This is a genomic window from [Zimmermannella] faecalis ATCC 13722, from assembly GCF_000381765.1.
GTDB lineage: Bacteria > Actinomycetota > Actinomycetes > Actinomycetales > Microbacteriaceae > Gulosibacter > Gulosibacter faecalis.
The window spans coordinates 321,228-342,876 of the sequence record NZ_KB907075.1; the positions used below are offsets into that span (position 1 = coordinate 321,228).

A 21,649-nucleotide genomic window follows, 5' to 3' on the forward strand; every position below is an offset into this window, starting at 1 on the left:
CATGTCGCAGGGTCGAGGTACGACTGGTTGCGACCGCGCGACGCACGTTCGTCGCGAAAACGCAGGATAGAAAAGGACGCCATGACGATCACGCACCTCGGCTCAGACAGTCGGGAGTCGAGCCGGCAGGCGGCGCACGATGGCAACCGCACGCCGCCGCACGATCTGCTCGCCGAGCAGTCGACCCTCGGCGGCATGATGCTGTCGAAGGACGCGGTCGCCGACGTCGTCGAGACGGTGCGCGGCGCCGACTTCTACATTCCGAAGCACGAGATCATCTTCGGTGCGCTCTACGACCTCTACTCGGCCGGTGAGCCCACCGACGTCATCGCCGTCACCGACCAGCTCACGAAGACCGGCGACCTGCAGCGGGCCGGCGGTGCCGACTACCTCCACACCCTCGTAGGCCTCGTGCCGACCGCCGCGAACGCCGGCTACTACGCCGAGATCGTCGCCGAACGCGCCGTGCTGCGGCGCCTCGTCGAGGCGGGCACCCGCATCGTGCAGATGGGGTACGGGGCCGAGGGCGAGGTCGTCGAGCTCGTCAACCAGGCCCAGGCTGAGATCTACGGCGTCACCGGCGGCGTCGAGACCGAAGACTACGTGCCGCTGCAAGAGGCGATGCTCGCCGCGCAGGCCGACATGGATGCGGCCGCGAACCGCGACGGGGAGCTCACGGGCGTGCCCACGGGCTTCCGCGACCTCGACGCGCTCACGAACGGACTGCATCCGGGCCAGATGATCATCGTCGCGGCCCGACCCGGTATGGGAAAGTCGACGCTCGCGCTCGACCTGTGCCGCTGGGCCTCGATTCACGCCGACATGCCGTCGATCTTCTTCTCGCTAGAAATGAGCCGTTCCGAGATCGCGATGCGCCTGCTCTCGGCCGAGGCGAGCGTGAAGCTACAGCACATGCGCACCGGCAAGGTGTCTGACGACGACTGGCAGAAGATCTCGCGCACGCAGGGCGACATCGCGAACGCGCCGCTCTACATCGACGATTCGCCGAACATGACGCTCGTCGAGATTCGCGCGAAGTGCCGCCGCCTCAAGCAGAAGCACGGCCTGAAGCTCATCGTCATCGACTACCTCCAGCTCATGACCTCGGGCAAGCGCGTCGAGTCGCGTCAGCAGGAGGTCTCGGAGTTCTCGCGTGCCCTCAAGCTGCTCGCGAAGGAGCTCGAGGTGCCCGTGATCGCGCTGTCGCAGCTCAACCGAAACTCCGAGCAGCGCGCCGACAAGAAGCCCGCGATCAGCGACCTGCGCGAGTCGGGCTCGCTCGAGCAGGACGCCGACATGGTGATCCTGCTGCACCGTGAGGGTGCGTACGAGAAGGATCACCCGCGCGCCTCCGAGGCCGACTTCATCCTCGCAAAGCACCGTAACGGCCCGACCGACACCATTACGGTGCTCTTCCAGGGCCACCTCAGCCGCTTCGTCGACTACGCGCCCGGCATGGCCCCGGCGCCGATGGGGTAGCGCCGGCGGCTACTCCCGCTCGCGCAGCGTGCCCTTCGTGAGGCGCAGGCGCCGGCGCGCACGCTTCGCGACCGCCGAGTCGTGCGTCACGACGACGAGCGTGAGGCCCTCCTCGTTCAGCTGCTCGAGCACGCGCAGAATGTCGTCGCGCATCCGTTCGTCGAGGTTGCCGGTCGGCTCGTCGGCGAGCAGCACGCGGGGCCGTTTCGCGATTGCCCGCGCGATGGCGACGCGCTGCTGCTGCCCGCCCGACATCTCGTCGGGCCGGTGGTCGGCGCGATCGGCGAGGCCCACCCGCTCGAGGGCGTCGGCGACCCGCAGCTGCCGCTCGGCGTCGTCGAGGTCGAGCGGCTCGAGCCCCATGTTCACGTTCTCGGCGGCCGTAAGGGTCGGAATCAGGTTGAACGCCTGAAACACGAACCCGATCTCGGTCGCGCGGATCCCCTGCAGCTGGCGTGGTGTCGCCTCGGCAAGGTCGACGTCACCGAAGTAGGCGTGCCCGCTCGTCGGTCGGTCGAGCGCGCCGAGCACCTGCAGCAGCGTCGACTTGCCGCCGCCCGTCGAGCCCTGCACAGCGACGAACTCGCCCGTCCGCACTTCGAGGTCGACGCCCTTGAGCGGCGTCACCGGGCCGCGCTTGCGGGGAAACTGTTTCGTCACGTTCTCGAGCCGCAGCGCGGCGAGGTCGGTCGTGATGGTCATCGTGGTCTCCTGTGGTTCGTTGGTGATTAGCCGACCGCACGCAGCGACTCGGCGGGGCTGAGGCGGGATACGCGCCAGCCGCCGACCGCGCCGGCGATGGCCCCGGCCGCAACCGCGAGCCCGAACGCGAGCGCGACGAACCCGGCGCTGATGGGTGCGTTGAGTGTGAGCGCAGAAGCGAATGCCTCGGGCATGCCACCCTGGGGCCCACCGCCACCGGGGCCACCCGCAGCCGACGTCGTGATCGTCGGCGAGATGAGGTTGATTACCGCGATCGCGCCGAGCCCGACGACGAGGCCAGCGGCGCCGCCGATGAGCGCCTGCACCATCGACTCGCCCGCCACCTGACGCACGATCCGGCCGTTCGACCAGCCGATCGCCTTGAGCGTGCCGAGCTCGCGGGTGCGTCGCGCGATGCCCGAACTCGTGAACAGCACGGCGAGCCCGACCGCGACGAGGAGCACCACGACCGACAGCCACGTGCCGAGGTTTGAGATGAGGTTCGAGGCCGTGCTCAGCGAGCCCGAGACGGTCGACGCGAGCTCCGACTGCGAGCTCACGGTCGCGTCGGGGAGCGCCTCGGCGAGCCCGGCCTGCACGGTCGAAATGTCGTTTGATGACGCGGCCTGCACGTAGATGGTTGAGATGACGTCGCCCGCGCCCGAGAGCTCCTGCGCGACGTCGAGGGGAATGTAGACGTTCGCGGCCGTGTCAGCCGAGTCGCTCGTCGACGCGACGAGTCCGACGATCTCGAAGTCTTCGCCGCCAACCTCGAGCGTGTCGCCAACGGCGAGGTCGGCGCTCGCGGCGTACGTCTCGTCGAGCACGGCAACGTTCGTGCCGGCGTCATCGCTCGCGAGCAGGCGGCCGTCGGTCGTCGTGACCGAGCTCATCGGGCCGATCACCGACGATGGTTCGATGCCGAGCACCGAGAACGAGTCGAAGCCAAACTCGCCGCCGCCGAATCCGCCAGGTGCGGCCTGGCCCATCTCGCCCTCGCCCATTTCACCCTCGTCCGACGGCATGTCGGCTGCGTCGGGCAGCTCGTCCGAGAACGTCGAGTTGGTGAGGCTGAGCGTGCCGGTCGCCTGCGAGACGCCGTCGATGCCGAGCACGGTCGTGAGCGTCGAGGCGTCGAGCGTGCCGCGCATCCGGTCGGTCTGCAGCTGGGAGCCCTCGCGGATCGTTCCGCCCGAGACGGGCTCGGCCTGCGCGCCCGTCACGGTGAGGTCGGTGCCGACGCCGTAGACGGCCTCGAGGGAGGCGGCCTGCGCCTGGCGAACGCCGAGCGAGAGCGAGTTCACAACGATGACGAGAGCGACGGCGATCGCGAGCCCGAGGCTCACGATGATGGTCTGCTTCTTGCGACCGCGCAGTTCGCCCGCAAGGTAGGTGCGGAACATGGGACTCCTGGGGAGGGAGGGGAAGGAACGCCGCGACGCTATTCCCGACTCCTACGGGAGTCCCATGCCGTACCGATGAGTTGCCTATGTGGCGGGCGCAACCTCAACGGTTCGCCGTTGCTGCGCGCTCTCGCGCACGGCGTCGAGCACCCGGAGCACCTCGACGCCGTCGCCCGCGGGCACGGGGCCCTCGCCGCCCGAAGCGACCGCGGCGGCGAACGCCTCGTAGTACCGCGTGTAGTCGCCCTGCGCCGACGGCACGCGTCGCTCGCCCTCGGCGGTGCGGAGGATGCCCCAGCGCGCCTCGCGCTCGATGCCCCACGAGGCGCGAGCGGCGGCGGGCCGCGAGCCCGCGAAGATCGCGGCCGTCTGCACATCGCTGAAGTCGGAGACGTACGAGCCGGCGGTACCGTGCAGGCGGAGCTCGCGCGAGACGAGGCGCGAGAGCTTCGAGGCCGACACGTACGACCTCGCGCCGCTCGTGTGCTCGAGGGCGATTGCGAACGCGCTGTCGGTCGGCCCCTGCTCGGTTTCGACCTCGAAGAGGTCGGCGTGCACCGCGGCTGCGGGGCCGAGCAGCTGCAGCGCCTGGTCGACGACGTGGGTGCCGAGGTCGCGCAGCAGCCCGCCCGTCGGGCCGCCCTCGAGGGTGTCCGGCTCGTCGAGGTCGAACCGCAGGTCGAGGCGCGTGATTTGCCCGAGTTCGCCCGAGTCGAGCACGCGCTTCGCAGTGACGATGTCGGTGTCTTCGCGGCGGTTGTGGAAGACGTTGAGCAGCACCCCGGCCGAGCGGGCAGCCCGCTCGAGCTCGCCCGCGGCTTCGGCGCTCGGGGCGAATGGCTTGTCGGCAATGACGTGGAGCCCCTGCGCGACCGCCTCGAGCACGAGGGCGCGGCGCGTCTGCGGCGGGGTCGAGATCGCGACGGCATCGACACCGGCGTCGATGAGGTCGTCGAGGGTGGGGTACACCGCCACACCGGGCAGGTCGGCGCGCACGAGCGCGGCGCGCTTCGGCGAGCGCGTGACGACGCCGACGAGGTCGATGCCCTCGGCGGCCTCGAGGTACGGGGCATGGAACCAGCGCCCGCCGGTGCCGTAGCCAATGAGTCCTACGCGAAGGTTCGTCATGGCAGAATGATAGGACAAAGCATCCACGTGGTCGAGCATTCTGTTTCGCGGTCATTTGCGCGGCGTAAACTCCCTGGGAACTTGTTGCAGGGAAGGGCATGGATGCACGAGCAGGCGGGGGAGCGCGCCGACGGCGTGCGCGGCGGGTCGCGCGCACTCACGGCGATTGCGATCGTCGTGCTCTCGATGATCGGCCTCGTGCTGCTGCAGCAGATTCAGGGCTTCGTGACGCCGATCTTCCTCGGCGTCAATCTCGTGCTCGCGGTGTCGCCGCTCATGCACTGGCTGATTCGTCACCACGTGCCCCGGCTCGTGTCGGTGCTCATCGCTGGCGTCGTCGTCTACGGCCTGTTGCTCGCGTTCGTCGCGCTGCTCGCGTGGTCGATCGCGCTGCTCATCCAAGAGCTGCCGAAGTACGGCGGCCGGTTCCAAGACCTCTACGTCACGCTGCTCAACTGGGTCGAGAGCTTCGGCATCTCGCAAGACCAGGTGATGCAGCAGCTCCAGGGTGTGTTCTCACCCTCGGCGATCGTCTCGGTGCTACAGGGCCTCGCGAGCAACGTCGGCGGCGTGCTCTCGCTGCTCGCGACGCTCGCGGTGATCATCTTCTTCCTCCTCTTTGATGCGATGAGCTTCGAGCGACGCGTGCGCACGATCCGCGACGTTCGCCCGAGCCTCGGCGTCGCGCTCGACTCGTTCTCGCAGGGCGTCGCCCGATACTGGATCGTCACGACCGTGTTCGGTCTCATCGTCGCGGCGTTCGACGTCGTCGCGCTCGAGATGCTCGGGGTACCGCTCGCGCTCGTGTGGGGCGTGTTCTCGTTCCTCACCAACTACATCCCGAACATCGGGTTCGTGATCGGCATGGTGCCGCCCGTGCTCATGGCCTTGCTCGCAAACGGCTGGGTGAACGCGCTCATCGTGCTGGCGGTGTGGAGCATCATCAACTTCGTGATTCAGTCGCTCATTCAGCCGAAGTTTGCGGGCGAGGCGGTGGGTGTTACGCCGACGGTCTCGTTCGTCTCGCTGCTCGTGTGGGCGTTCGCGCTCGGCCCCGTCGGCGCGCTGCTCGCACTGCCCGCGACGCTGCTCGTGAAGGCGCTGCTCGTCGACTCCGACCCGCACAACCGCTGGATCAACCTCCTCGTCGACGCGCGCCCCGACCTCGACGCTCGGCGGCCGATGTTCAAGCCCGACCCCGAGCAGCCGTCGCCGCCTCGCGTCGGAGACGACGCATGAGCGCAACACGCGCCGAGCCCGGCATCGACCCACCTACCTCGGTGCGCAAGCGCATCGGTGTCGGCGCCCTCATCGGGGTCGGCACCGTCATCTTTGCGCTCGTCGTGTGGCTCGCGTTCTCGCTCGGGTTTCAGCGGCTGCGCGCCGACCTCGACATCGAGATGAAGACCGCCGTCAATGATGTGCCCGAGGTGGAGTTCCAAGCGGGGAACCAGGGCTGGGAAGAGGTCGACGACCGCGACGCGGCATTCGAGCACCAGTACGTCAACATCACGAAAGACGGCGACAGCCTCTGCATGTTCGCGTGGGAGACCGGGCGATACGACGATGACATCGTGCAGGTGCCGAACGAGCTCAACGATCTCGGCGCGACCGAGTTCATTCTCGAGCGGCTCGGCTACGAGCAGGGTGGCAAGAGCTCGGTGCAGGTCGAGACGTCGAGCAAGCTCACGCTCGAGCTCATCTACGACCAGCACGTGCAAGACAACGAGCTCGCCGTCGCGACCGCGGTGCGGGCGTTCACGGGCTCGGGGCACTACGTCGTGTTCATTCTCACGTGTGACAACGAGGCCGTGCTGAATGAGTCCCTCATGATGAGCGCGCTCGGCGACGTTGAGATCGAGCTCGTTCCCGCGAGCTAGCCGAATGTCGCACCTAGGGCGGATGGGGTGCGGCGAGGCCGCTTGATATAAACGTTGACGTACACCTCGATTTTTCGAGCGCCAGTCCCAATGTTTGTGAGGAATCGCATGTCGAACCAGTTCCCTCCCACCGGCAACGGCCAGGGTGACGCCCAGAACCCCGGGCAGTTCCAGAACCCGAACCAGTCGGGCGGCTACGGCGCTCCCGAGCAGTCGAACAGTGGCTACGGCGCTTCGACCGGTGGTTACCAGGGCTACCAGCCCCAGTCGGGCTACCAGGGTTACGGCAGCCCCGACCAGAACCAGCAGGGCCAGCAGAGCGGCTACGGGTCGTACGACCAGGGCCAGCAGTCGAGCGGCGGCTACGGTGGCTACGGTCAGCAGTCGGGCGGCGGATACGGCGGGTACGGCCAGCAAGACCAGCAGGGCCAGGGCGGCCAGCAGGTCTACGGCGCCGCGAACACCGGCTACGGTCAGCCCGGCCAGGGCCAGCAGCCCGGTCAGCCGTACGGCGGCGCCTACGGCGGTGGCTACGGTGAGCAGCCCCCGCAGGGCGGCAAGAAGAAGGGTTTCCCGGTCTGGGCCTGGATTGTCACCGGCGTCGTCGTGCTCGCGCTCATCGGCGGGGGCATCTGGGGCGGCATCGCCATCTTCGGTGGCGGCAACGACTACAACATTGAGTCCGACAAGACCGTCTCTGACGTCGACGTCGACTACAAGGGCGACTGGGAAGACTACGGCCAGGGCTCGTACATGAACGACGACATGACGTGCGTCTACTACGCGGGCTTCGAGAGCGGCGTGACGGGCATCGACCCCGATGACGTCGAGGGCAGCATGCAGGATGCGGTCGAAGAGGCGGCTGGCTCGAGCAGCGGCACGAGCGTGACCGCCGAGAAGCTCCAGAACATCGACAAGGCTGACACCGAGGGCGTCAACGTCGAGTTCGTGCTCTACGAGATCGCTCCCGAGTCGGGCGAAGGCGTCGGCTACATGGCGCTGCACCCGTTCTCGGACTCGGGCGAGATGCTCATGATGGCGGGCATCTGCCAGGGCAGCGGCGACATCGATGAGGACACCTTCAAGGACATGATGGCGGACACCGACTTCACGCTCCACCCCGAAGACTAAGCACCGAAGCGCCAACGAAGGAGACGCCAGTGTCGAACCAATTCCCGCCTTCGGGCTACGGAGCATCGTCGAACGACGGTGGCGAAGAGAACGGCCGCCAGGTCTTCGGATCGCAGAACGAGTACAACCAGTACGGCAGCAATGACTACGGCTCGTACTCGGGCGACCAGTACGCCTCGCAAGGCGACAACTACGCGTCTCAGGGCGACGCCGGCCAGTACGGCCAGCAGCAGAACTACGGTCAGCAGCCGCAGTATGGGCAGCAGCCGCAGTATGGGCAGCAGGGTTACGGCCAGCAGGACTACGCCCAGCAGCCGCAGCAGTACGGCGGGCAGCCGCAGGCAGCGCCCGCCTACGGCAACTACGGTGACGGCGCCCCCGGCCAGCAGAACCCCACCCCGCCGAAGAAGAAGGGCCCCGCGCCCTGGGTGTTTGTGCTGGTCGGCGTCGCCGCGGTCGCCCTCGTCGGTGGCGGTATCTGGGGCGGCATCGCGCTGTTTGGCGGTGGCGGCAATGACGACCGGAACACGGCCGACGATGGCAACGGTGGCGAAAACGGGAACGGTGGCGAGGAGAACGGCGGCGGCGAGAACGGTGGCGGCGACACCGTCGACTACCCTCTCTCGAACACCGACCCGGTCACCAGCGTCAGCGTGACCTACAACGGCTCGTGGGAGAGCCAGGACGTGCAGGGGCAGGAGCTGTTCTACAACGACGACAGCACCTGCACCTACCTCACCTCGTATGTGCCCTCGGTCGCCGCCGGTACCGACTTCGACCCCGACGATGTCGCGTCGTCGCTCAACGTGTACCTCAACACCGACACCACCGGGTACGAGCTCGACAACGCGGGCACGACCACGGCGACCGACACGAATGGCGTCACGATCGAGCTCGGTACGGTCTCGTTCACCGAAGACACCTACAACTCGGCCGGCCTGCTCACGGTGCACGCGTTCGAGGATGACCTGCTCATGTACCAGATCACCTGCAGCGACCGCATGCCCGACGCGAGCGAGCTTGACGAGCTCATTGCCGAGACCGACACGACCCTCACCGAGTAGCGGCCGACGTCCGGCGGCGCCCCTCACTCGGCGTAGCTGGGTAGACTGATCCCCAACGAGGTTTTTACAGTTCGGGGAGGATCGCATGTCGAGTACGGCGGCCGCAGCGAAGGGCGACGACACGCTTCGGAATCTTCCCGAGAGCCTCTGGATCTCGATCCTGCTCCGGGCGTTGCCGGCGATTATCGGCGCGCTCGTGATCACGTTTACCCAAGACCACAACGCTCGGTTCGGCTTCGCCGTGTTCGGCGCGGTCGTGCTCTGGAGCGCGATCATCATCGGCTTCGAAGTCGTCGGCATCAAGGGTCACCCCACGCGCGTGTTCGTGGCGGTGCGGAGCCTGCTCGGCGCCCTCGCCGGCGGCTTTTCGCTGTTCATGGCGACGGGTGGCCACGACTGGGCGACCGCGGGGAGCTTCATTCTCACGGTCGCGATCTGGGGCATCGTCACCGGGCTCATCGAGCTCGTCGCTGCCTACGTCAGCCGTAAGCACGCGCTCTACGCGAGCGAAATCCTCATCGCGGGCGCGCTCACGATGCTGCTCGGCATCGCCGTCGCCCTGGTGCCGCCGGAGCTGAACGACGCGTACGGCGGGCACGAGAACGTTGAGGGCTCGCTGACCGCCGACGTGCAGTCGATCGGGTTCGTCGGCGCCTACTTCGCGCTGCTCGGAGTGTTGTTGGTCGTTGAAGCAATCAGCCTGCGGGCGGCGCTGCGGCGCCGGCAGCTCGGGGCGAAGGAAGGAGCTGTCGCGTGAGCGATGCGAACGCGAACGACCACGACGAGCAGCAGAAGAAACGGCAGCGCAAGGCGCTCATGAAACCGTTCGAGGTCGTCGTCATTGCGGCGGCCTCGGGTCTGTTCACGCTGCTCGTGGTGCTGCTCACGGTGAAGGATTTCGGCCTCGGTCTCATCTTCGCCGGTATCGCGATGGTCGCCGTCTTCGTCGTCATGGGGCTGCTGCTGCTCAACTACAAGCCGAACCCCGACGTGCCGGTCTACCTCGACCGGCACCTCTACGACTCCGACGAGCCCGGGGCGAAGGGTGCCGCCTGGCGCCCCTACGACGGCATTGTCGAGGCTGAGGAGGCTGCCGCCGACGCCGAGGCCGGCGACGCCCCCAAGCCCGAGAAGCCCGAGAGCTAGAGCCGCTCGACGAGCTGCTCCGACCGCCCCGTGTATCCACCCGGGGTGAGGTCGCGCAGGCGCGCCTTCGCGTCGTCGCCGATGTCGAGCCCGTCGACGAACTCGATGAGCTCGTCGCGGCCAACCGCGTGGCCGCGGGTGAGCTCCTTGAGCACGGCGTACGGGTCTTCGATCTGCGAGCGGCCCGCGACGATCTCGGCGCGAATGACGGTCTGGATCGCCTCGGCGAGCACCTCCCAGTTGCCGTCGAGCTCGCGGTCGAGCACCTCGGGGTTCACGGCGAGCTCGCCGAGCCCGCGGCGCACGTTGTCGATCGCGAGCAGCGAGTGGCCGAAGCCGACGCCGATGTTGCGCTGCGACGACGAGTCGGTGAGGTCGCGCTGCATGCGCGAGGTGACGAGCGTCGCCGCGAGCGAGTCGAGCACGGCGCACGAGAGCTCGAGGTTCGACTCGGCGTTCTCGAAGCGAATCGGGTTGATCTTGTGCGGCATCGTCGACGACCCGGTCGCGCCCGGTTGCGGGATCTGCTTGAAGATGCCGCGCTGAATGTACTGCCACACGTCGGTGCAGAAGTTGTGCAGCACGCGGTTGAAGTGCGCGATGTCGCTGTAGAGCTCGGCCTGCCAGTCGTGCGACTCGATCTGGGTCGTGAGGGGGTTCCAGATGAGCCCGAGGGATGCGGTGAAGTCGTCGGCGGCCTGCTCCCAGTCGAACTCGGGGTTTGCGACGAGGTGCGCGGCGAAGTTGCCGGTCGCGCCCGCCCACTTGCCGAGGTACTCCTGCGACTCGACGCGGCGCAGCACGCGGCCGAGGCGGTGAGCCACGACGGCGAGCTCCTTGCCGAGCGTCGTCGGGGTCGCCGGCTGACCGTGCGTGAGCGAGAGCATCGGCTGCGCCCGCTGCGCGCTGGCGAGGTCGGCGATCTGGGCGACGAGGTCGCGCGCGGCCGGCAGCCACACCTGCTCGACGGCGTCACGGATCGTGAGCGCGTACGAGGTGTTGTTGATGTCTTCCGACGTGCAGCCGAAGTGCGTGAGCTCCTCGACGCCCTCGAGCCCGAGCGCGCGCAGCTGGTCGCGCACGTAGTACTCGACCGCCTTCACGTCGTGGCGGGTGCGCGCCTCGATCTCGGCGAGCGCGTCGATCGCGCGCTGGTCGAACTCGTCGACGACGGCGCGCAGTCGCGCCTTCTGGTAGTCATCGAGCGCCGCAGCGCCGAACATGCCCGCGTCGGTGAGGTAGATGAGCCACTCGATCTCGACGCGCACGCGGGCGCGGTTGAGCGCGGCCTCGCTGAGGTGCTCGCCGATGGGCGCCACCGCCTTGTAGTACCGATTGTCGAGAGGGCTGATCAGCTGCGGGGGCAGGGGGCTCATCGGGGCTCCGTTCTAGGGAATCGCGGTCTCGCGCGCCGCCCGGGCAACCGGTTCGACCTGCGCGAGGAGTTGTTCACAGGCGTGCTCGATGAGGTCGCGCACTTCGTTGAACAGGTCGTCGCTTCCATAGTAGGGATCCGGAACGTCGCCGTACTCATCCGACAGGTCAGAGAACGAGAGCAGGGAGCGAATGATCGCCCGCTGCTCGGGGGTGTCGGCCCAGGTCTTCAGGATTCGTTCCTGGCTCGGGTCGAACGTCACGATGAGGTCGAAGCGCTCGAACCAGTCGGGGTCGAACTGCTTCGCGCGGTGGCCCTCGGCCGTGTATCCCGCCCGCTCGAGCGAGGCGAGCGTGCGCGGGTCGGCCTTCTCGCCGACGTGCCAGTCGCCGGTGCCGGCCGAATCGAAGGCGAGGTGGTCGCCGTAACCGTCGCGCGCGGCCATGTCGCGGCTGATGGCCTCGGCCATGGGAGAGCGGCAGATGTTGCCCGTGCAGACGAAGCAAATGCGAAATGCGGGTTCGGCGCGCTCCACTGCAGACATGCGCACATTGTTCCGCATGCGGGTGACGTCAACAACAGCGTTGGGCCGGGAGTTGTTGCGGCGCGCCCTTGACGCGGTTCGCGCCGCTCCACGCGGGGCGGCTGTGGATGCGCGGTTCTCCACAGGCGGCGGGCCGGCCAGAGCGCGCGTCGCGGCCGCTGCGACACACTCGCGGCACCGCATCCGAGCCCCGGATGCGCCGAGCGCGCAGGAGGAATCGTGCAGAGCATCCCCGAAATCGTCTCTCCAGACGCCGCGCCGCCGTGCGTCGACGCGTACGGCGGAGAGTCGTCGATTGGCGCCCAGGTGCGGGCCGATCTCGCCTCGCTCGCCGAGTTGCTGCGCGACGCCGCGGGTGAGCTCTCGGAGGTGCACCGACCCGCGGTCGAGGATGCGGCGATCGGCGACTGGGTGTCGTTCGCGCGGCTCACGTACGACCTCGCGCGAGCGGGCATCGACGGGATGCTCGACGCCGCGGCGCTCGCCTGCGGGACCGTCGCGTCGCAGTACGACCTCGTGCAGCCGTTCGTCGTGTCGCTCGAAGACATCGCGAACGCGCTGACCGAGCCGAAGGCGGTGCCACAGTGAGCGAGGTGACGGTCGAGACGAGCCAGCTCGGCACGGCGGCGGCCCGTCTGCAGGAGATCGCCGATGGCACTCTCTCGATGAGCACGCGCCTCGCGAGCGCGAACTGGATTCCCGCGAACGCGTGGGCGACGACCGCAGGCCCGCAGATCGCGATCATCGGCGCCGAGGCCGCGCTCATTTCCTCGGCGGTCGCGGGCATCTCGGAGTTTACGGGCGGCGTCGCGGCGCACCTCACGCAGGCGCAGGCCTGGTACGAGGCGGCCGATGCGGCCGCCGTCGCCGCGATTACCGAGGTGAGTGACGCGATCGTCGCCGCGCTCGTCTACACGGCAACGACGCTCGTCGCGCAGACCGCGCTTGCCGCGATTCCGTTCCTGCTGAGCCCCGCCGGCATGGCAATCACGGTCGGGGCGCTCGCGGCCGGCGCGGGCCTGCAGCACGCGGGTGTCGTGCCCGACGGTGAGGATGTCGCGGCGTGGTGGAACGACAACCAGCACAAGCTCGCGAACCCGCTCACGGTGCTGCTCGTGCGCACGGGCGTTTCGGCCGGCGACGAGGTCGTGAACAGCTTCGTCGGCGGCTTCCACGCCTTCAGCTCGCCCGAGGAGGTTGCGGGGGCGCTCGCGGCGGTGCTCGCGGTGACGACCCCCTCGAACATGCAGGTGACGGCAGCGAAGCGCGACGAGCCGGCGGGGCAGGTGTCGTCGATGGCCGACCTCGCGGCCACGATTCCCGCGACCGACGCGAACGGCCCGCACGCCTCGATCACCGAGTACGTGCGCGACGACGGCAGCACCGTGCACGTCGTGAGCGTCGCGGGCACGAGCTCGCCCGAGCTCGGCGACGGCACGAACGGCATGGACAACCTCTCGAACCTCGCCGCCTACGCGGGCAGCGACACCGAGTCGCTCGCCGCGGTCAAGACGGCGATGGGGGAGGCTGGAATCAACGAGGGCGACGAGGTCGTCTTCGTCGGCTACTCACAGGGCGCGCTCATCGTGTCGCAGCTCGCGAAGTCGGGCACCTGGAACACCTCGTCGGTGCTGCTCGCCGGCTCGCCGATGCACGGCAACGAGATCGGCGGCGACGTGCCGGTGACCCAGCTCGAGCACGACGGCGACCTCATCACCGGGTTGCAGGGCTTCACGCCGCAGGCGCAGGGCGACGTGTCGGTCGTGCGCCGCGATCCGTTCCCTGACGGGGTACCGCAGGGCGAGACGATCCTCGGCCCGCACTCGCTCACCGAGTATCAGCAGACGGCGGCCGGATACGACGGGGTCGACGACCCGCAGGTCGCGGCCCAGCGTGCCGAGGCGCTCGCGCCGCTGCAGGGCGCGACCGCCGTCGAGACGACGGACTTCTCGTTCGAGCGGTTACCCGAATTCGGGGACGGCGGCGGCGGCACGCGGCCGACTCGACAGGAGCTGGTCGAGGGGCTGCGGCTCTACGACCGCCATCGGTGGCCGACCCAATTCCGGTGACCTACCGCTCGCCCTCGCTGCGTGAGCGGCGCTCGTCGCGATGCTTGCCCGTGCGGAACAGGCCGTTGAGGATCGCCGAGAAGATACCCATGAGCACGGCGCCACCGATCGACCACCAGAAGTTGTCGATCGTGAGGCCGAAGTCGAGGATGCCGCTCACCCAGCCGACGAGCCAGAACAGGAACCCGTTCACGACGAGCGCGAATAGCCCGAGCGTGAGGCAGTACAGCGGCAGCGAGACGGTGCGCACGACCTTGCCGATGACGGCGTTCACGACCCCCCAGATCACCGCGAGCAGCAGGTAGGTGAGCACGAGCGACGCCTGGCTGTCGTCGTAGGCGGTGACGCTGAGGCCGCCCTGAAGCAGCCACACGGTTGCCCAGAGGGCGATGGCGTTGAGCACAATCGAGGCGAGGAAACGCATGCCCCCATTGTGGCGGCTGCGGCTGGGAACGCCGCGGCGGGTAAGCTTCGAGCATGTCAGACGCACCAGTGATGCTTCGTCCGGAGATCGTCGCGCAGCGCGCGTACCAGCAGGGAAAACCTGCCCCCGCAACCGCGTTCAAGCTCTCGTCAAATGAGCTCCCCTTCGCTCCGCTTCCCGCCGTGCTCGCCGCCGTGAACGGCGTGAGCGGCTTCAACCGCTACCCGGACGCGAAGGCGACCGCCGTGCGCGAGGCGCTCGGCGCCCACTACGGCCTGCCGGCCGACCAGGTCATCGTTGGCGCCGGCTCGGTCTCGCTGCTCTACCAGGCCGTGCAGGCCGCGGCGGGCGCGGGCGACGAGGTCGTGTATCCGTGGCGCAGCTTCGAGGCCTACCCCGGCCTCGTGACGGTCGCCGGCGCGACGAGCGTGCAGGTGCCCCTCGGCGAGGGGGCCCGCGTCGACCTCGACGCGATCGCCGACGCGATCACCGACCGCACGCGCGTCGTCATCGTCTGCACCCCGAACAACCCGACCGGCCCCGCGGTGGGCCAGCACGAGTTCGAGCGGTTCCTCGAGCGCGTACCGAGCAACCTACTCGTGATCGCCGACGAGGCGTACATCGAGTTCGTGACCGACCCGCAGGCGGTCAACGCGACGCGACTGCTCGCCGCGCATCCGAACCTCGTCGTTGCCCGCACGTTCTCGAAGGCGTACGGGCTCGCTGGCCTGCGCGTCGGCTACATGCTCGGCAACGCGGCCGTGCTGCAGGCGTTTGCGACGACGGCGATTCCGTTCACGATCTCTGACCAGGCGCAGGCCGCGACCCTCGCGGTGATGCAGGAGGCCGACGCGGTGCGCGAGCGCGTCAACGAGATCTCGGCGCGCCGCGACGAGGTGCGTCGCGCGCTCATCGACCAGGGCTGGCCGATTCCCGAGAGCCAGGCGAACTTCGTGTGGCTGCCGGCGGGCGACCAGGTCGAGGGCGTCAACGAGATTCTGCGCGAGGGCGGCATCATTGCCCGCGCGTTCCCGGGCGACGGCCTGCGCATCACGATCGGCGAGGAGGAGTCGGTGACGCCGCTGCTCGCCGCGTGCTGGCAGGCGATCGAGCGCTACCCGTACCTGCGGGGCGAGTCGGGCTCACCCGCATGACCGGGCCGCAATAGACTGGCGAGGTTGATCCACTTCGAGGAGGCGCGTAGAGCGTGAGTTCCACCGTTCAGCCCACCGACCCGGTGCAGCTGCTGACGCCAACGGGCGAGCTCGCCCGTACGGCCGCGTCGGAGCCGTACCTGGAGCGCATCGAGCGCGCCGACCCCGAGCTGTGGCGCACCGCACTGCGCTCGATGCGGCTCGTGCGGGCGTTCGACAAGGAGTCCACGAACCTGCAGCGGCAGGGGCAGCTCGCGCTGTACGTTCCGGCCGAGGGCCAGGAGGGTGCGCAGATCGGCTCGGCGCTCGCGATGCGGCCGCAGGACCACGCGTTCCCCTCGTACCGCGAGCACGGCGTCGGGTTCGTTCGCGGCCTCGACCTCGTGCGCGTGCTCGGCCTGCTGCGCGGCACGACGAACGCCGGGTGGGACGTCGCCGAGACAGCGAATTTCCACAACTACGTGCTCGTCATCGCGTCGCAGACGCTTCACGCGACGGGATACGCGATGGGCCAGCGGCTTGACGGCGTCGTCGGCACGGGCGACCCCGAGGTCGACGAGGCGACGATCGTCTACTTCGGCGACGGCTCGACGAGCCAGGGCGACCTCAACGAGTCGCTCGTGTTTGCGCGCAGCTACGAGGCGCCCGCCGTGTACTTCCTGCAGAACAACCACTGGGCGATCTCGGTGCCGGTTTCGGTGCAGTCGCCCACCCCGCTCTACCGCCGCGCCGACGGCTTCGGCATGCCGGGCGTGCAGATCGACGGCAACGACGTCATGGCGAGCTACGCCGTGACGGCGGAGCACCTCGACCGGGCCCGCGCGGGTTCGGGGCCGGCGTTCATCGAGGCCCTTACGTACCGCATGGGCGCGCACACGACGAGCGACGACCCGACGAAGTACCGCACCCGCGAAGAGGAGCAGTTCTGGCGCGATCGCGATCCGATCGTGCGCCTTGAGGCGTACCTGCGGGCGCAGGGTGAGGGCGACGACTTCTTCGCCGTGCTCGAGGATGAGGCGCGCGACTACGCGGCCGACATCCGCCGCCGCACACTTGAGCTGCCCGACCCCGACCCCATCGAGATGTTCCAGGGCGTGTATGCCGAGGCGCATCCGCTCATCGAGGAAGAGATCGCGAGCTACCTCAACTTTGAGGCGTCGCTGGAGGAGGGCGAATGACCGACGACCTGCAGCCTACGGAACCCCAGCGCCTGAACCTGCCGCTCGCGCGCGCGATGAACGCGGGCATGCGCGCCGCGCTCGAGGCCGACGAGAAGGTGCTCATCATGGGTGAGGACATCGGCACCCTCGGCGGCGTTTTCCGCGTCACTGAGCACCTGCAGAGCGACTTCGGGAAGCACCGCGTGTTCGACACCCCGCTCGCCGAGTCGGGCATCGTCGGCACCGCGATCGGCCTCGCGATGCGCGGCTATCGACCCGTCTGCGAGATTCAGTTCGACGGGTTTGTGTGGCCCGCGTTCGACCAGATCACGTCGCAGCTCGCGAAGTACGGTGCGCGCACCGATGGTGCGGTGAAGCTCCCGATCGTGATCCGCATCCCGTACGGCGGGCACGTCGGCGCGGTCGAGCACCACCAGGAGAGTCCCGAAACGTACTTCGCGCACACGCCGGGCCTGCGCGTCGTATCGCCCTCGACGCCGAACGACGCCTACTGGATGATTCAGCAGGCGATTCGCAGCGATGACCCCGTGATTTTCCTCGAGCCGAAGTCGCGGTACTGGCCGAAGGGTGAGGTCGACACCGAGTCGGATGCGATCGGGCTGCACGTCAGCCGCGTCGCCCGCGAGGGCCGCGACGTGACGCTCGTCGGGTTCGGCGCGCAGACGGCGATGAACCTGCAGGCCGCCGATCTCGCCGAGAAGGAGGGCGTGTCGATCGAAGTCATCGACTTGCGCACGCTCGCGCCCGTCGACTACGGCCCCATCATCGAGTCGGCACGCAAGACCGGCCGTGTTGTCGTCGCGCAGGAGGCGTCGAGCCACGTCTCGCTCGGGAGCGAGATCGCGGCGACGATTTCGGAGAAGTGCTTCTACAGCCTCGAGGCGCCGGTGTTGCGCGTGTCGGGCTACAACGTCCCCTTCCCGCCCACGCGCCTGCAGGATGTCTTTCTGCCCGACGTGGATCGCGTGCTCGACGCCGTCGACCGCGTGCTCGAATATTAGGAGCTGCCATGAGCATCGAGTTCGAACTTCCCGACGTTGGCGAGGGGCTCACCGAGGCGACGATCGTCACGTGGAACGTGCACGAGGGCGACACCGTCGCGGTCAACGACGTGCTCGTCGAGATCGAGACCGAGAAGTCGCTCGTCGAGCTGCCGAGCCCGTTTGACGGTGTCATCGACAAGCTCTTCGTCAAGGAGGGTGACCTCGTCGAGGTCGGGACCGCGATTCTCGCGATGCACGACCCCGCCGACCCCGACGGTGACGGGCACCCCGGCACGACGACCCCCGAGGTCGCCGAAGCCGAGCGCGATGCCGCGTCGACCGTGAGCGACGACTCGAGCGACGACGGTGACGGCGGCGCGAACCTCGTCGGCTACGGCTCGGCACCCACCGCGAGCTCGCGCCGCGGCCCGCGCCACCGCACCAACTCGCAGCGCGCCGCGAAGCAGGCCGCCGCGCGCCGCAAGCCGCGCACCGCGCCCGCATCCGTGCCCGCTGCCGCCGCGTTCCCGATCATCGCGAAGCCGCCGATTCGCAAGCTCGCGAAGGATCTCGAGGTCGACCTCACGCAGGTGCAGGCGACCGGGCTCGCCGGCGAGGTGACCCGCGACGACGTGATTCGGCATGCCGAGCAGGCGAAGCTCTTCACGAACCTCGAGACGCCCGACTGGCAGGAGGAGCGCGAGGAGCGCCACCCCGTCAAGGGCGTGCGGAAGATCATCGCGCAGAACATGGTGCAGTCGATGTTTACGGCGCCGCACGTTTCGCTGTTTGTCGACGTCGACGCGACCCGCACGATGGAGTACGTGAAGCGGCTGAAGGAGTCGCCCCACTTCGCCGGCGTCAAGGTGTCGCCGCTGCTGCTCGTCGCGAAGGCCGTCATGTGGGCGATTCAGCGCAACCCCACGACGAACGCGACGTGGAACGACGACGAGTACATCATCAAGCACTACGTGAATCTCGGCATCGCGGCCGCGACGCCGCGCGGCCTGCTCGTGCCGAACATCAAGGATGCGCACGAGATGTCGATGCGCGAGCTCGCCGAGGCGCTACAGGAGCTCACGATCACCGCCCGCGACGGCAAGACCCCACCCGCCGACCAGCAGGGCGGCACCTTCACCATCACGAACATCGGTGTCTTCGGCATGGACTCGGGCACGCCCGTGCTCAACCCCGGTGAGGTCGGCATTCTCGCCTTCGGTACCGTGCGCCCGAAGCCGTGGGTCGTCGACGACGAGGTGCGCGTGCGCCAGGTCACGACGCTCGCGGCCTCGTTCGACCACCGCCTCGTCGACGGCGATGTCGCCTCGCGGTTCCTCGCTGACGTCGCGCGCATCGTCGAGGAGCCTGCGCTGCTGCTCGACTAGCGCTAGTCGATGCCCTGCACGAGCAGCGCATCGACCTGCGCGACGGCCGCGTCGTCGCCCGTGAGTTCGACCTCGGCGGGGCGTCCCCACAGCCACAGGTAGAGCGAGGCGACGTCGGCCGACGCGGTCGCTTGTGGCATCTCGCCTCGCTCGATTTCGGGCTGCAGCGGTCGCGCGACGGCGTGGCTGAACTCTTCGCCGTCGCGGGGCCGCGTGCCGTGCCACACCGCGAGCTCGAGGTCGAGCGGCTCACCGTCGGTCGGCCGCAGCGTGAGGGTCGCCACCTGCTCGAGGGTCGCCCACTCGGGGATCCAGTCGTAGCTCGACGCGAGCATCACGCCCGTCACGTGGCCGAGCCCGTCGGCCGCGACCTCTCGCTCGATCGGCGTGATCTCGCGCCCGGCCGTGAGCTCGGCGTCGACCCGGTGCATCGTCGCCTCGTGCACCTGCATACGGCGCGTGAAGCCGACCGTCTGATCCGCCGCCGACCATGTCCACGCCGGTTGGGCGTCGTCGCGGGAATCGAGCTCCCGGATGAGCGACGCGGTCGCGCGCTCGCGGCGGGCGAGCAACTCCTCGCGGGCATCCTCGCCCTCGGGGCGTGGCGCCTTCGCCGTGTCGTTGCGCTCCGCATCCGCGTCGGTGAGCGCGTTCGTCGCGAGGTTGCTCGCCCAGAACTCGTGCACCTCGGTGATGTGCCAGAGGAGGTCGTCGGCGGTCCAACCTGGGCAGGTTGGTACGTCGCGATTCGGGTCGGTTGCGGCAAGGGTGGCGGATGCGCGATCGGCTTCGGCGGCGATGCGCTCAGTTGCTGAGGCCATGCCGCGAGCGTAGACCCCCTGGCTGAGCTGGGCTGGGCTGAGGTCGGCAGCGACTAGCGTGAGCTCATGGCTTTCTTCATTCACGACCTCGGCGATGGCGCGACGCTCGAGCCTATCGAGGTCGCCCACGCCGAGGAGCTGCTCGCCACCGTCGAAGCGAATCGCGAACGCCTCGCCAAGTGGGAGCCCTGGGCGCGCCTCGACCAGACCCTTGAAGGTCAGCGCGAGTTCCTACGGGGCCAGCAGGCGAAGGTGTCCGCGGACACCGCCATCCCGTGTCTCATTCGCGTCGACGGCACCTGCGCCGGCACCATCGAGCTGCGGTACGAGCGCGGCAACGGCGTCGGTGAGATCGGGTACTGGATCGCCGCCGAGTTCGAGGGCCGGGGCATCGTGCGTCGCGCCACCGAGGCCCTCATCGACCATGCCTTCGGCACCATGGGGTTCGCTCGCGTCGAGCTCTACATCGTCGACACCAACGAGCGCAGCCGCGGCCTCGCCGCGCGCCTCGGATTCAGCCACGAGGGCACTCGTCGCCGCGCTCACCAGCTCGGCGACGAGCGCCACGACCTCTGCGTCTACGGGTTGCTTGCCGAGGAGCGCGCCGCCGCGAAGTAACCGGCAGCACCCCAGCGGACCCCGAGTACCGCTTCGGCGGGTGTGCCGGTGCGGTGCCGCCCACGTGTGCGGGCGTGATTTCGGGATGCGCTGGGGTGTTGGGGCACGTCCGTCAGGTTGGCGGGTGGTGCCCTTAGAAGGGTGGTGGGTTGTGGACCTCGACAAACCTCGGCCCCGGTGGCTCCGGTACCGTCAGTACAACCCTGCCGAGGGGTGTGATCCACTCGAGCACCCCGCCTCCGAGGTGGCGGACCTGCCAGGGCTGTTCGTGCTTTTGCGTGTGGTGCGCGACGCACAGGTGTCCGCAGTTCTCGGGATGCGTCTTCCCGCCGTGCTGCCATGCCGTCGTGTGATCCAGATCGCAGCGGTACGCGGGCCTGCGGCAGCCAGGGAACCGGCACGTCACGTCCCGCGCCCGCAGATAGCGGCGCAGCGACGCGGGTGGCACGTAGGTGTCGGCGGTGATGACGTGCCCGCTGATCGGGTGCGTGAGGATCCGTTCGAGTTCGCCGTCGGCGGCCCACTCGCGTGCTTCGGCGGCGCTCATCGGCTGGAGCCCGTTGAGCATGGCGGCGCCTTCGCAGGTGTCGGATCCGCCGGCTCGCCGGAACGCGTCACTGAACTGTTGGTCGCGGAGTGCCATGACGGGTGTGACGATGCTGATGACCGCCTTCACCCGCGCGGCGCCGGCGGCGGGGCTCTCGAGGATGGTCTGCGCCGTCGCCGTAAGCAGCGTGTCGGCGAGGATGTCCGCCCGGTGTTGGTCGAGGGTGCGGGCGTCGGCTTCGAACCCGTCCTCGCCGCGGCGCGCAGTGGCTTCGGCTTTCGCGACTTCGGCCATGGCTTGGGCGTCGCGCGATAGTCGTTCGTGGATCGCTGCTGCGGTCGCGGCGGGGAGGTACGCGGTGAGGTAGGTCATGCCGTAGTCGTCTTGGTCGACGAGGACGCGTCGTTGTGCGAACGCGGCTTTGTGGGCGCGTTCGAAGTCTTCGCGCGCGAGCTTCGCGGCGAGTTGTTTCGCGAACGACTCGGTTTGCGGCACGGTGTGGGTCTTCGCGTACCGGAGGACTTCCTTGCCGTATCGCTCGTAGTGCCGCTCCGCTACGGGCGTGTGCTGTCGGAGCATCGCGTTGACGTGCCCGACCTGCACCGCAGCGTCGGA

At 68.7% G+C, this 21,649-nt stretch carries 22 protein-coding genes; 14 read left to right on the plus strand and 8 right to left on the minus strand.

Annotated features, from left to right (window positions below):
* The first annotated feature begins 81 nt into the window (after positions 1-81).
* The gene (gene dnaB, locus G328_RS0104280) at positions 82-1,479 is read left to right on the plus strand and encodes a replicative DNA helicase (protein WP_019618111.1); all 1,398 of its coding nucleotides are present in this window, start codon (positions 82-84) and stop codon (positions 1,477-1,479) included.
* A 9-nt stretch (positions 1,480-1,488) separates the two neighbouring features.
* On the opposite strand, the gene G328_RS0104285 is transcribed toward dnaB, so the two are convergent.
* The 3 genes from G328_RS0104285 to G328_RS0104295 all read right to left on the minus strand — a co-directional run bounded on the left by G328_RS0104285 (position 1,489) and on the right by G328_RS0104295 (position 4,712).
* Complete coding sequence (locus G328_RS0104285; RefSeq protein WP_019618112.1) at positions 1,489-2,181, minus strand: ABC transporter ATP-binding protein; 693 nt, start codon at positions 2,179-2,181, stop codon at positions 1,489-1,491.
* A gap of 26 nt (positions 2,182-2,207) precedes the next feature.
* A complete protein-coding gene (locus tag G328_RS0104290) occupies positions 2,208-3,584 on the minus strand; it encodes an ABC transporter permease (protein ID WP_019618113.1) in 1,377 nt (458 codons plus the stop codon).
* A gap of 84 nt (positions 3,585-3,668) precedes the next feature.
* A complete protein-coding gene (locus G328_RS0104295; protein WP_019618114.1) occupies positions 3,669-4,712 on the minus strand; it encodes a Gfo/Idh/MocA family oxidoreductase in 1,044 nt (347 codons plus the stop codon).
* A gap of 102 nt (positions 4,713-4,814) precedes the next feature.
* On the opposite strand from G328_RS0104295, the gene G328_RS16305 reads away from it, so the two are divergent.
* The 6 genes from G328_RS16305 (at position 4,815) to G328_RS0104325 (ending at position 9,933) form a co-directional block, all read left to right on the plus strand.
* Positions 4,815-5,951, plus strand: coding sequence for an AI-2E family transporter (locus tag G328_RS16305; RefSeq protein WP_019618115.1), 1,137 nt, complete (start codon positions 4,815-4,817; stop codon positions 5,949-5,951).
* Entirely contained in the window at positions 5,948-6,592 is a 645-nt protein-coding gene (locus G328_RS0104305; protein ID WP_019618116.1) for a hypothetical protein, read from the plus strand. Before G328_RS16305 ends, G328_RS0104305 begins: the two co-directional genes overlap by 4 nt.
* A gap of 108 nt (positions 6,593-6,700) precedes the next feature.
* On the plus strand, positions 6,701-7,723 hold the full coding sequence (locus tag G328_RS15715) for a hypothetical protein (RefSeq protein ID WP_019618117.1): 1,023 nt from the start codon (positions 6,701-6,703) through the stop codon (positions 7,721-7,723).
* Positions 7,724-7,752: 29 nt separating this feature from the next.
* On the plus strand, positions 7,753-8,787 hold the full coding sequence (locus tag G328_RS16600; protein WP_019618118.1) for a hypothetical protein: 1,035 nt from the start codon (positions 7,753-7,755) through the stop codon (positions 8,785-8,787).
* 85 nt (positions 8,788-8,872) lie between these two features.
* Positions 8,873-9,544: a hypothetical protein gene (locus tag G328_RS0104320; protein ID WP_019618119.1), complete on the plus strand. Its 672-nt coding sequence runs from the start codon at positions 8,873-8,875 to the stop codon at positions 9,542-9,544.
* Positions 9,541-9,933, plus strand: a complete 393-nt coding sequence (locus G328_RS0104325) for a hypothetical protein (RefSeq protein ID WP_019618120.1) — start codon at positions 9,541-9,543, stop codon at positions 9,931-9,933. The genes G328_RS0104320 and G328_RS0104325 overlap by 4 nt, the downstream gene beginning before the upstream one ends.
* On the opposite strand, the gene purB is transcribed toward G328_RS0104325, so the two are convergent.
* Complete coding sequence (purB, locus tag G328_RS0104330; RefSeq protein WP_019618121.1) at positions 9,930-11,309, minus strand: adenylosuccinate lyase; 1,380 nt, start codon at positions 11,307-11,309, stop codon at positions 9,930-9,932. The genes G328_RS0104325 and purB overlap by 4 nt on opposite strands.
* 12 nt (positions 11,310-11,321) lie before the next feature.
* A complete protein-coding gene (locus G328_RS0104335) occupies positions 11,322-11,852 on the minus strand; it encodes a low molecular weight protein-tyrosine-phosphatase (RefSeq protein ID WP_040904721.1) in 531 nt (176 codons plus the stop codon).
* A gap of 219 nt (positions 11,853-12,071) precedes the next feature.
* Here G328_RS0104335 and G328_RS0104340 point away from each other — a divergent pair, with 219 nt between their 5' ends.
* Together G328_RS0104340 and G328_RS0104345 are read left to right on the plus strand one after the other, a co-directional pair.
* Positions 12,072-12,440: a hypothetical protein gene (locus G328_RS0104340; RefSeq protein ID WP_019618123.1), complete on the plus strand. Its 369-nt coding sequence runs from the start codon at positions 12,072-12,074 to the stop codon at positions 12,438-12,440.
* Complete coding sequence (locus G328_RS0104345) at positions 12,437-13,921, plus strand: hypothetical protein (RefSeq protein WP_019618124.1); 1,485 nt, start codon at positions 12,437-12,439, stop codon at positions 13,919-13,921. Before G328_RS0104340 ends, G328_RS0104345 begins: the two co-directional genes overlap by 4 nt.
* Before the next feature lies 1 nt (position 13,922).
* Here the strand turns inward: G328_RS0104345 and G328_RS0104350 are convergent, their stop codons facing one another.
* The gene (locus tag G328_RS0104350; protein ID WP_019618125.1) at positions 13,923-14,345 is read right to left on the minus strand and encodes a phage holin family protein; all 423 of its coding nucleotides are present in this window, start codon (positions 14,343-14,345) and stop codon (positions 13,923-13,925) included.
* A gap of 53 nt (positions 14,346-14,398) precedes the next feature.
* Between G328_RS0104350 and G328_RS14160 the strand changes: the two genes are divergently transcribed.
* From G328_RS14160 to G328_RS0104370, 4 genes are read left to right on the plus strand one after another with little or no spacing between them, the layout of a single operon-like run.
* Entirely contained in the window at positions 14,399-15,499 is a 1,101-nt protein-coding gene (locus G328_RS14160) for a histidinol-phosphate transaminase (protein ID WP_083919543.1), read from the plus strand.
* Between the two features lie 53 nt (positions 15,500-15,552).
* Positions 15,553-16,677, plus strand: a complete 1,125-nt coding sequence (locus G328_RS0104360) for a thiamine pyrophosphate-dependent dehydrogenase E1 component subunit alpha (RefSeq protein WP_019618127.1) — start codon at positions 15,553-15,555, stop codon at positions 16,675-16,677.
* The gene (locus G328_RS0104365; protein WP_019618128.1) at positions 16,674-17,681 is read left to right on the plus strand and encodes an alpha-ketoacid dehydrogenase subunit beta; all 1,008 of its coding nucleotides are present in this window, start codon (positions 16,674-16,676) and stop codon (positions 17,679-17,681) included. Before G328_RS0104360 ends, G328_RS0104365 begins: the two co-directional genes overlap by 4 nt.
* Positions 17,682-17,689: 8 nt before the next feature.
* Positions 17,690-19,048 carry a dihydrolipoamide acetyltransferase family protein gene (locus G328_RS0104370; protein WP_019618129.1) on the plus strand — a complete coding sequence of 453 codons (1,359 nt, stop codon included), beginning with the start codon at positions 17,690-17,692 and terminating at the stop codon, positions 19,046-19,048.
* Between the two features lie 2 nt (positions 19,049-19,050).
* Here the strand turns inward: G328_RS0104370 and G328_RS0104375 are convergent, their stop codons facing one another.
* Positions 19,051-19,869 (minus strand): maleylpyruvate isomerase N-terminal domain-containing protein, encoded by an 819-nt coding sequence (locus G328_RS0104375; RefSeq protein ID WP_019618130.1) that lies wholly within the window; start codon positions 19,867-19,869, stop codon positions 19,051-19,053.
* Between the two features lie 66 nt (positions 19,870-19,935).
* Between G328_RS0104375 and G328_RS0104380 the strand changes: the two genes are divergently transcribed.
* The gene (locus tag G328_RS0104380; RefSeq protein WP_019618131.1) at positions 19,936-20,487 is read left to right on the plus strand and encodes a GNAT family N-acetyltransferase; all 552 of its coding nucleotides are present in this window, start codon (positions 19,936-19,938) and stop codon (positions 20,485-20,487) included.
* A gap of 133 nt (positions 20,488-20,620) precedes the next feature.
* On the opposite strand, the gene G328_RS14165 is transcribed toward G328_RS0104380, so the two are convergent.
* A partial coding sequence (locus G328_RS14165; protein WP_019618132.1) for an HNH endonuclease signature motif containing protein occupies positions 20,621-21,649 on the minus strand: 1,029 nt, incomplete at its 5' end.

Excerpts from the sequence above, each read along its gene's own strand:
- G328_RS0104320 (WP_019618119.1), top strand. The coding sequence starts at position 8,873 with ATGTCGAGTACGGCGGCCGCAGCGAAGGGCGACGACACGCTTCGGAAT.
- G328_RS14160 (WP_083919543.1), top strand. The coding sequence starts at position 14,399 with ATGTCAGACGCACCAGTGATGCTTCGTCCGGAGATCGTCGCGCAGCGC.
- G328_RS0104285 (WP_019618112.1), bottom strand. The coding sequence starts at position 2,181 with ATGACCATCACGACCGACCTCGCCGCGCTGCGGCTCGAGAACGTGACG.
- G328_RS16305 (WP_019618115.1), top strand. The coding sequence starts at position 4,815 with ATGCACGAGCAGGCGGGGGAGCGCGCCGACGGCGTGCGCGGCGGGTCG.
- G328_RS0104375 (WP_019618130.1), bottom strand. The coding sequence starts at position 19,869 with ATGGCCTCAGCAACTGAGCGCATCGCCGCCGAAGCCGATCGCGCATCC.
- purB (WP_019618121.1), bottom strand. The coding sequence starts at position 11,309 with ATGAGCCCCCTGCCCCCGCAGCTGATCAGCCCTCTCGACAATCGGTAC.
- G328_RS0104350 (WP_019618125.1), bottom strand. The coding sequence starts at position 14,345 with ATGCGTTTCCTCGCCTCGATTGTGCTCAACGCCATCGCCCTCTGGGCA.
- G328_RS15715 (WP_019618117.1), top strand. The coding sequence starts at position 6,701 with ATGTCGAACCAGTTCCCTCCCACCGGCAACGGCCAGGGTGACGCCCAG.
- G328_RS0104305 (WP_019618116.1), top strand. The coding sequence starts at position 5,948 with ATGAGCGCAACACGCGCCGAGCCCGGCATCGACCCACCTACCTCGGTG.
- G328_RS0104380 (WP_019618131.1), top strand. The coding sequence starts at position 19,936 with ATGGCTTTCTTCATTCACGACCTCGGCGATGGCGCGACGCTCGAGCCT.
- G328_RS0104335 (WP_040904721.1), bottom strand. The coding sequence starts at position 11,852 with ATGTCTGCAGTGGAGCGCGCCGAACCCGCATTTCGCATTTGCTTCGTC.
- G328_RS0104370 (WP_019618129.1), top strand. The coding sequence starts at position 17,690 with ATGAGCATCGAGTTCGAACTTCCCGACGTTGGCGAGGGGCTCACCGAG.
- G328_RS0104290 (WP_019618113.1), bottom strand. The coding sequence starts at position 3,584 with ATGTTCCGCACCTACCTTGCGGGCGAACTGCGCGGTCGCAAGAAGCAG.
- G328_RS0104295 (WP_019618114.1), bottom strand. The coding sequence starts at position 4,712 with ATGACGAACCTTCGCGTAGGACTCATTGGCTACGGCACCGGCGGGCGC.
- G328_RS0104365 (WP_019618128.1), top strand. The coding sequence starts at position 16,674 with ATGACCGACGACCTGCAGCCTACGGAACCCCAGCGCCTGAACCTGCCG.
- dnaB (WP_019618111.1), top strand. The coding sequence starts at position 82 with ATGACGATCACGCACCTCGGCTCAGACAGTCGGGAGTCGAGCCGGCAG.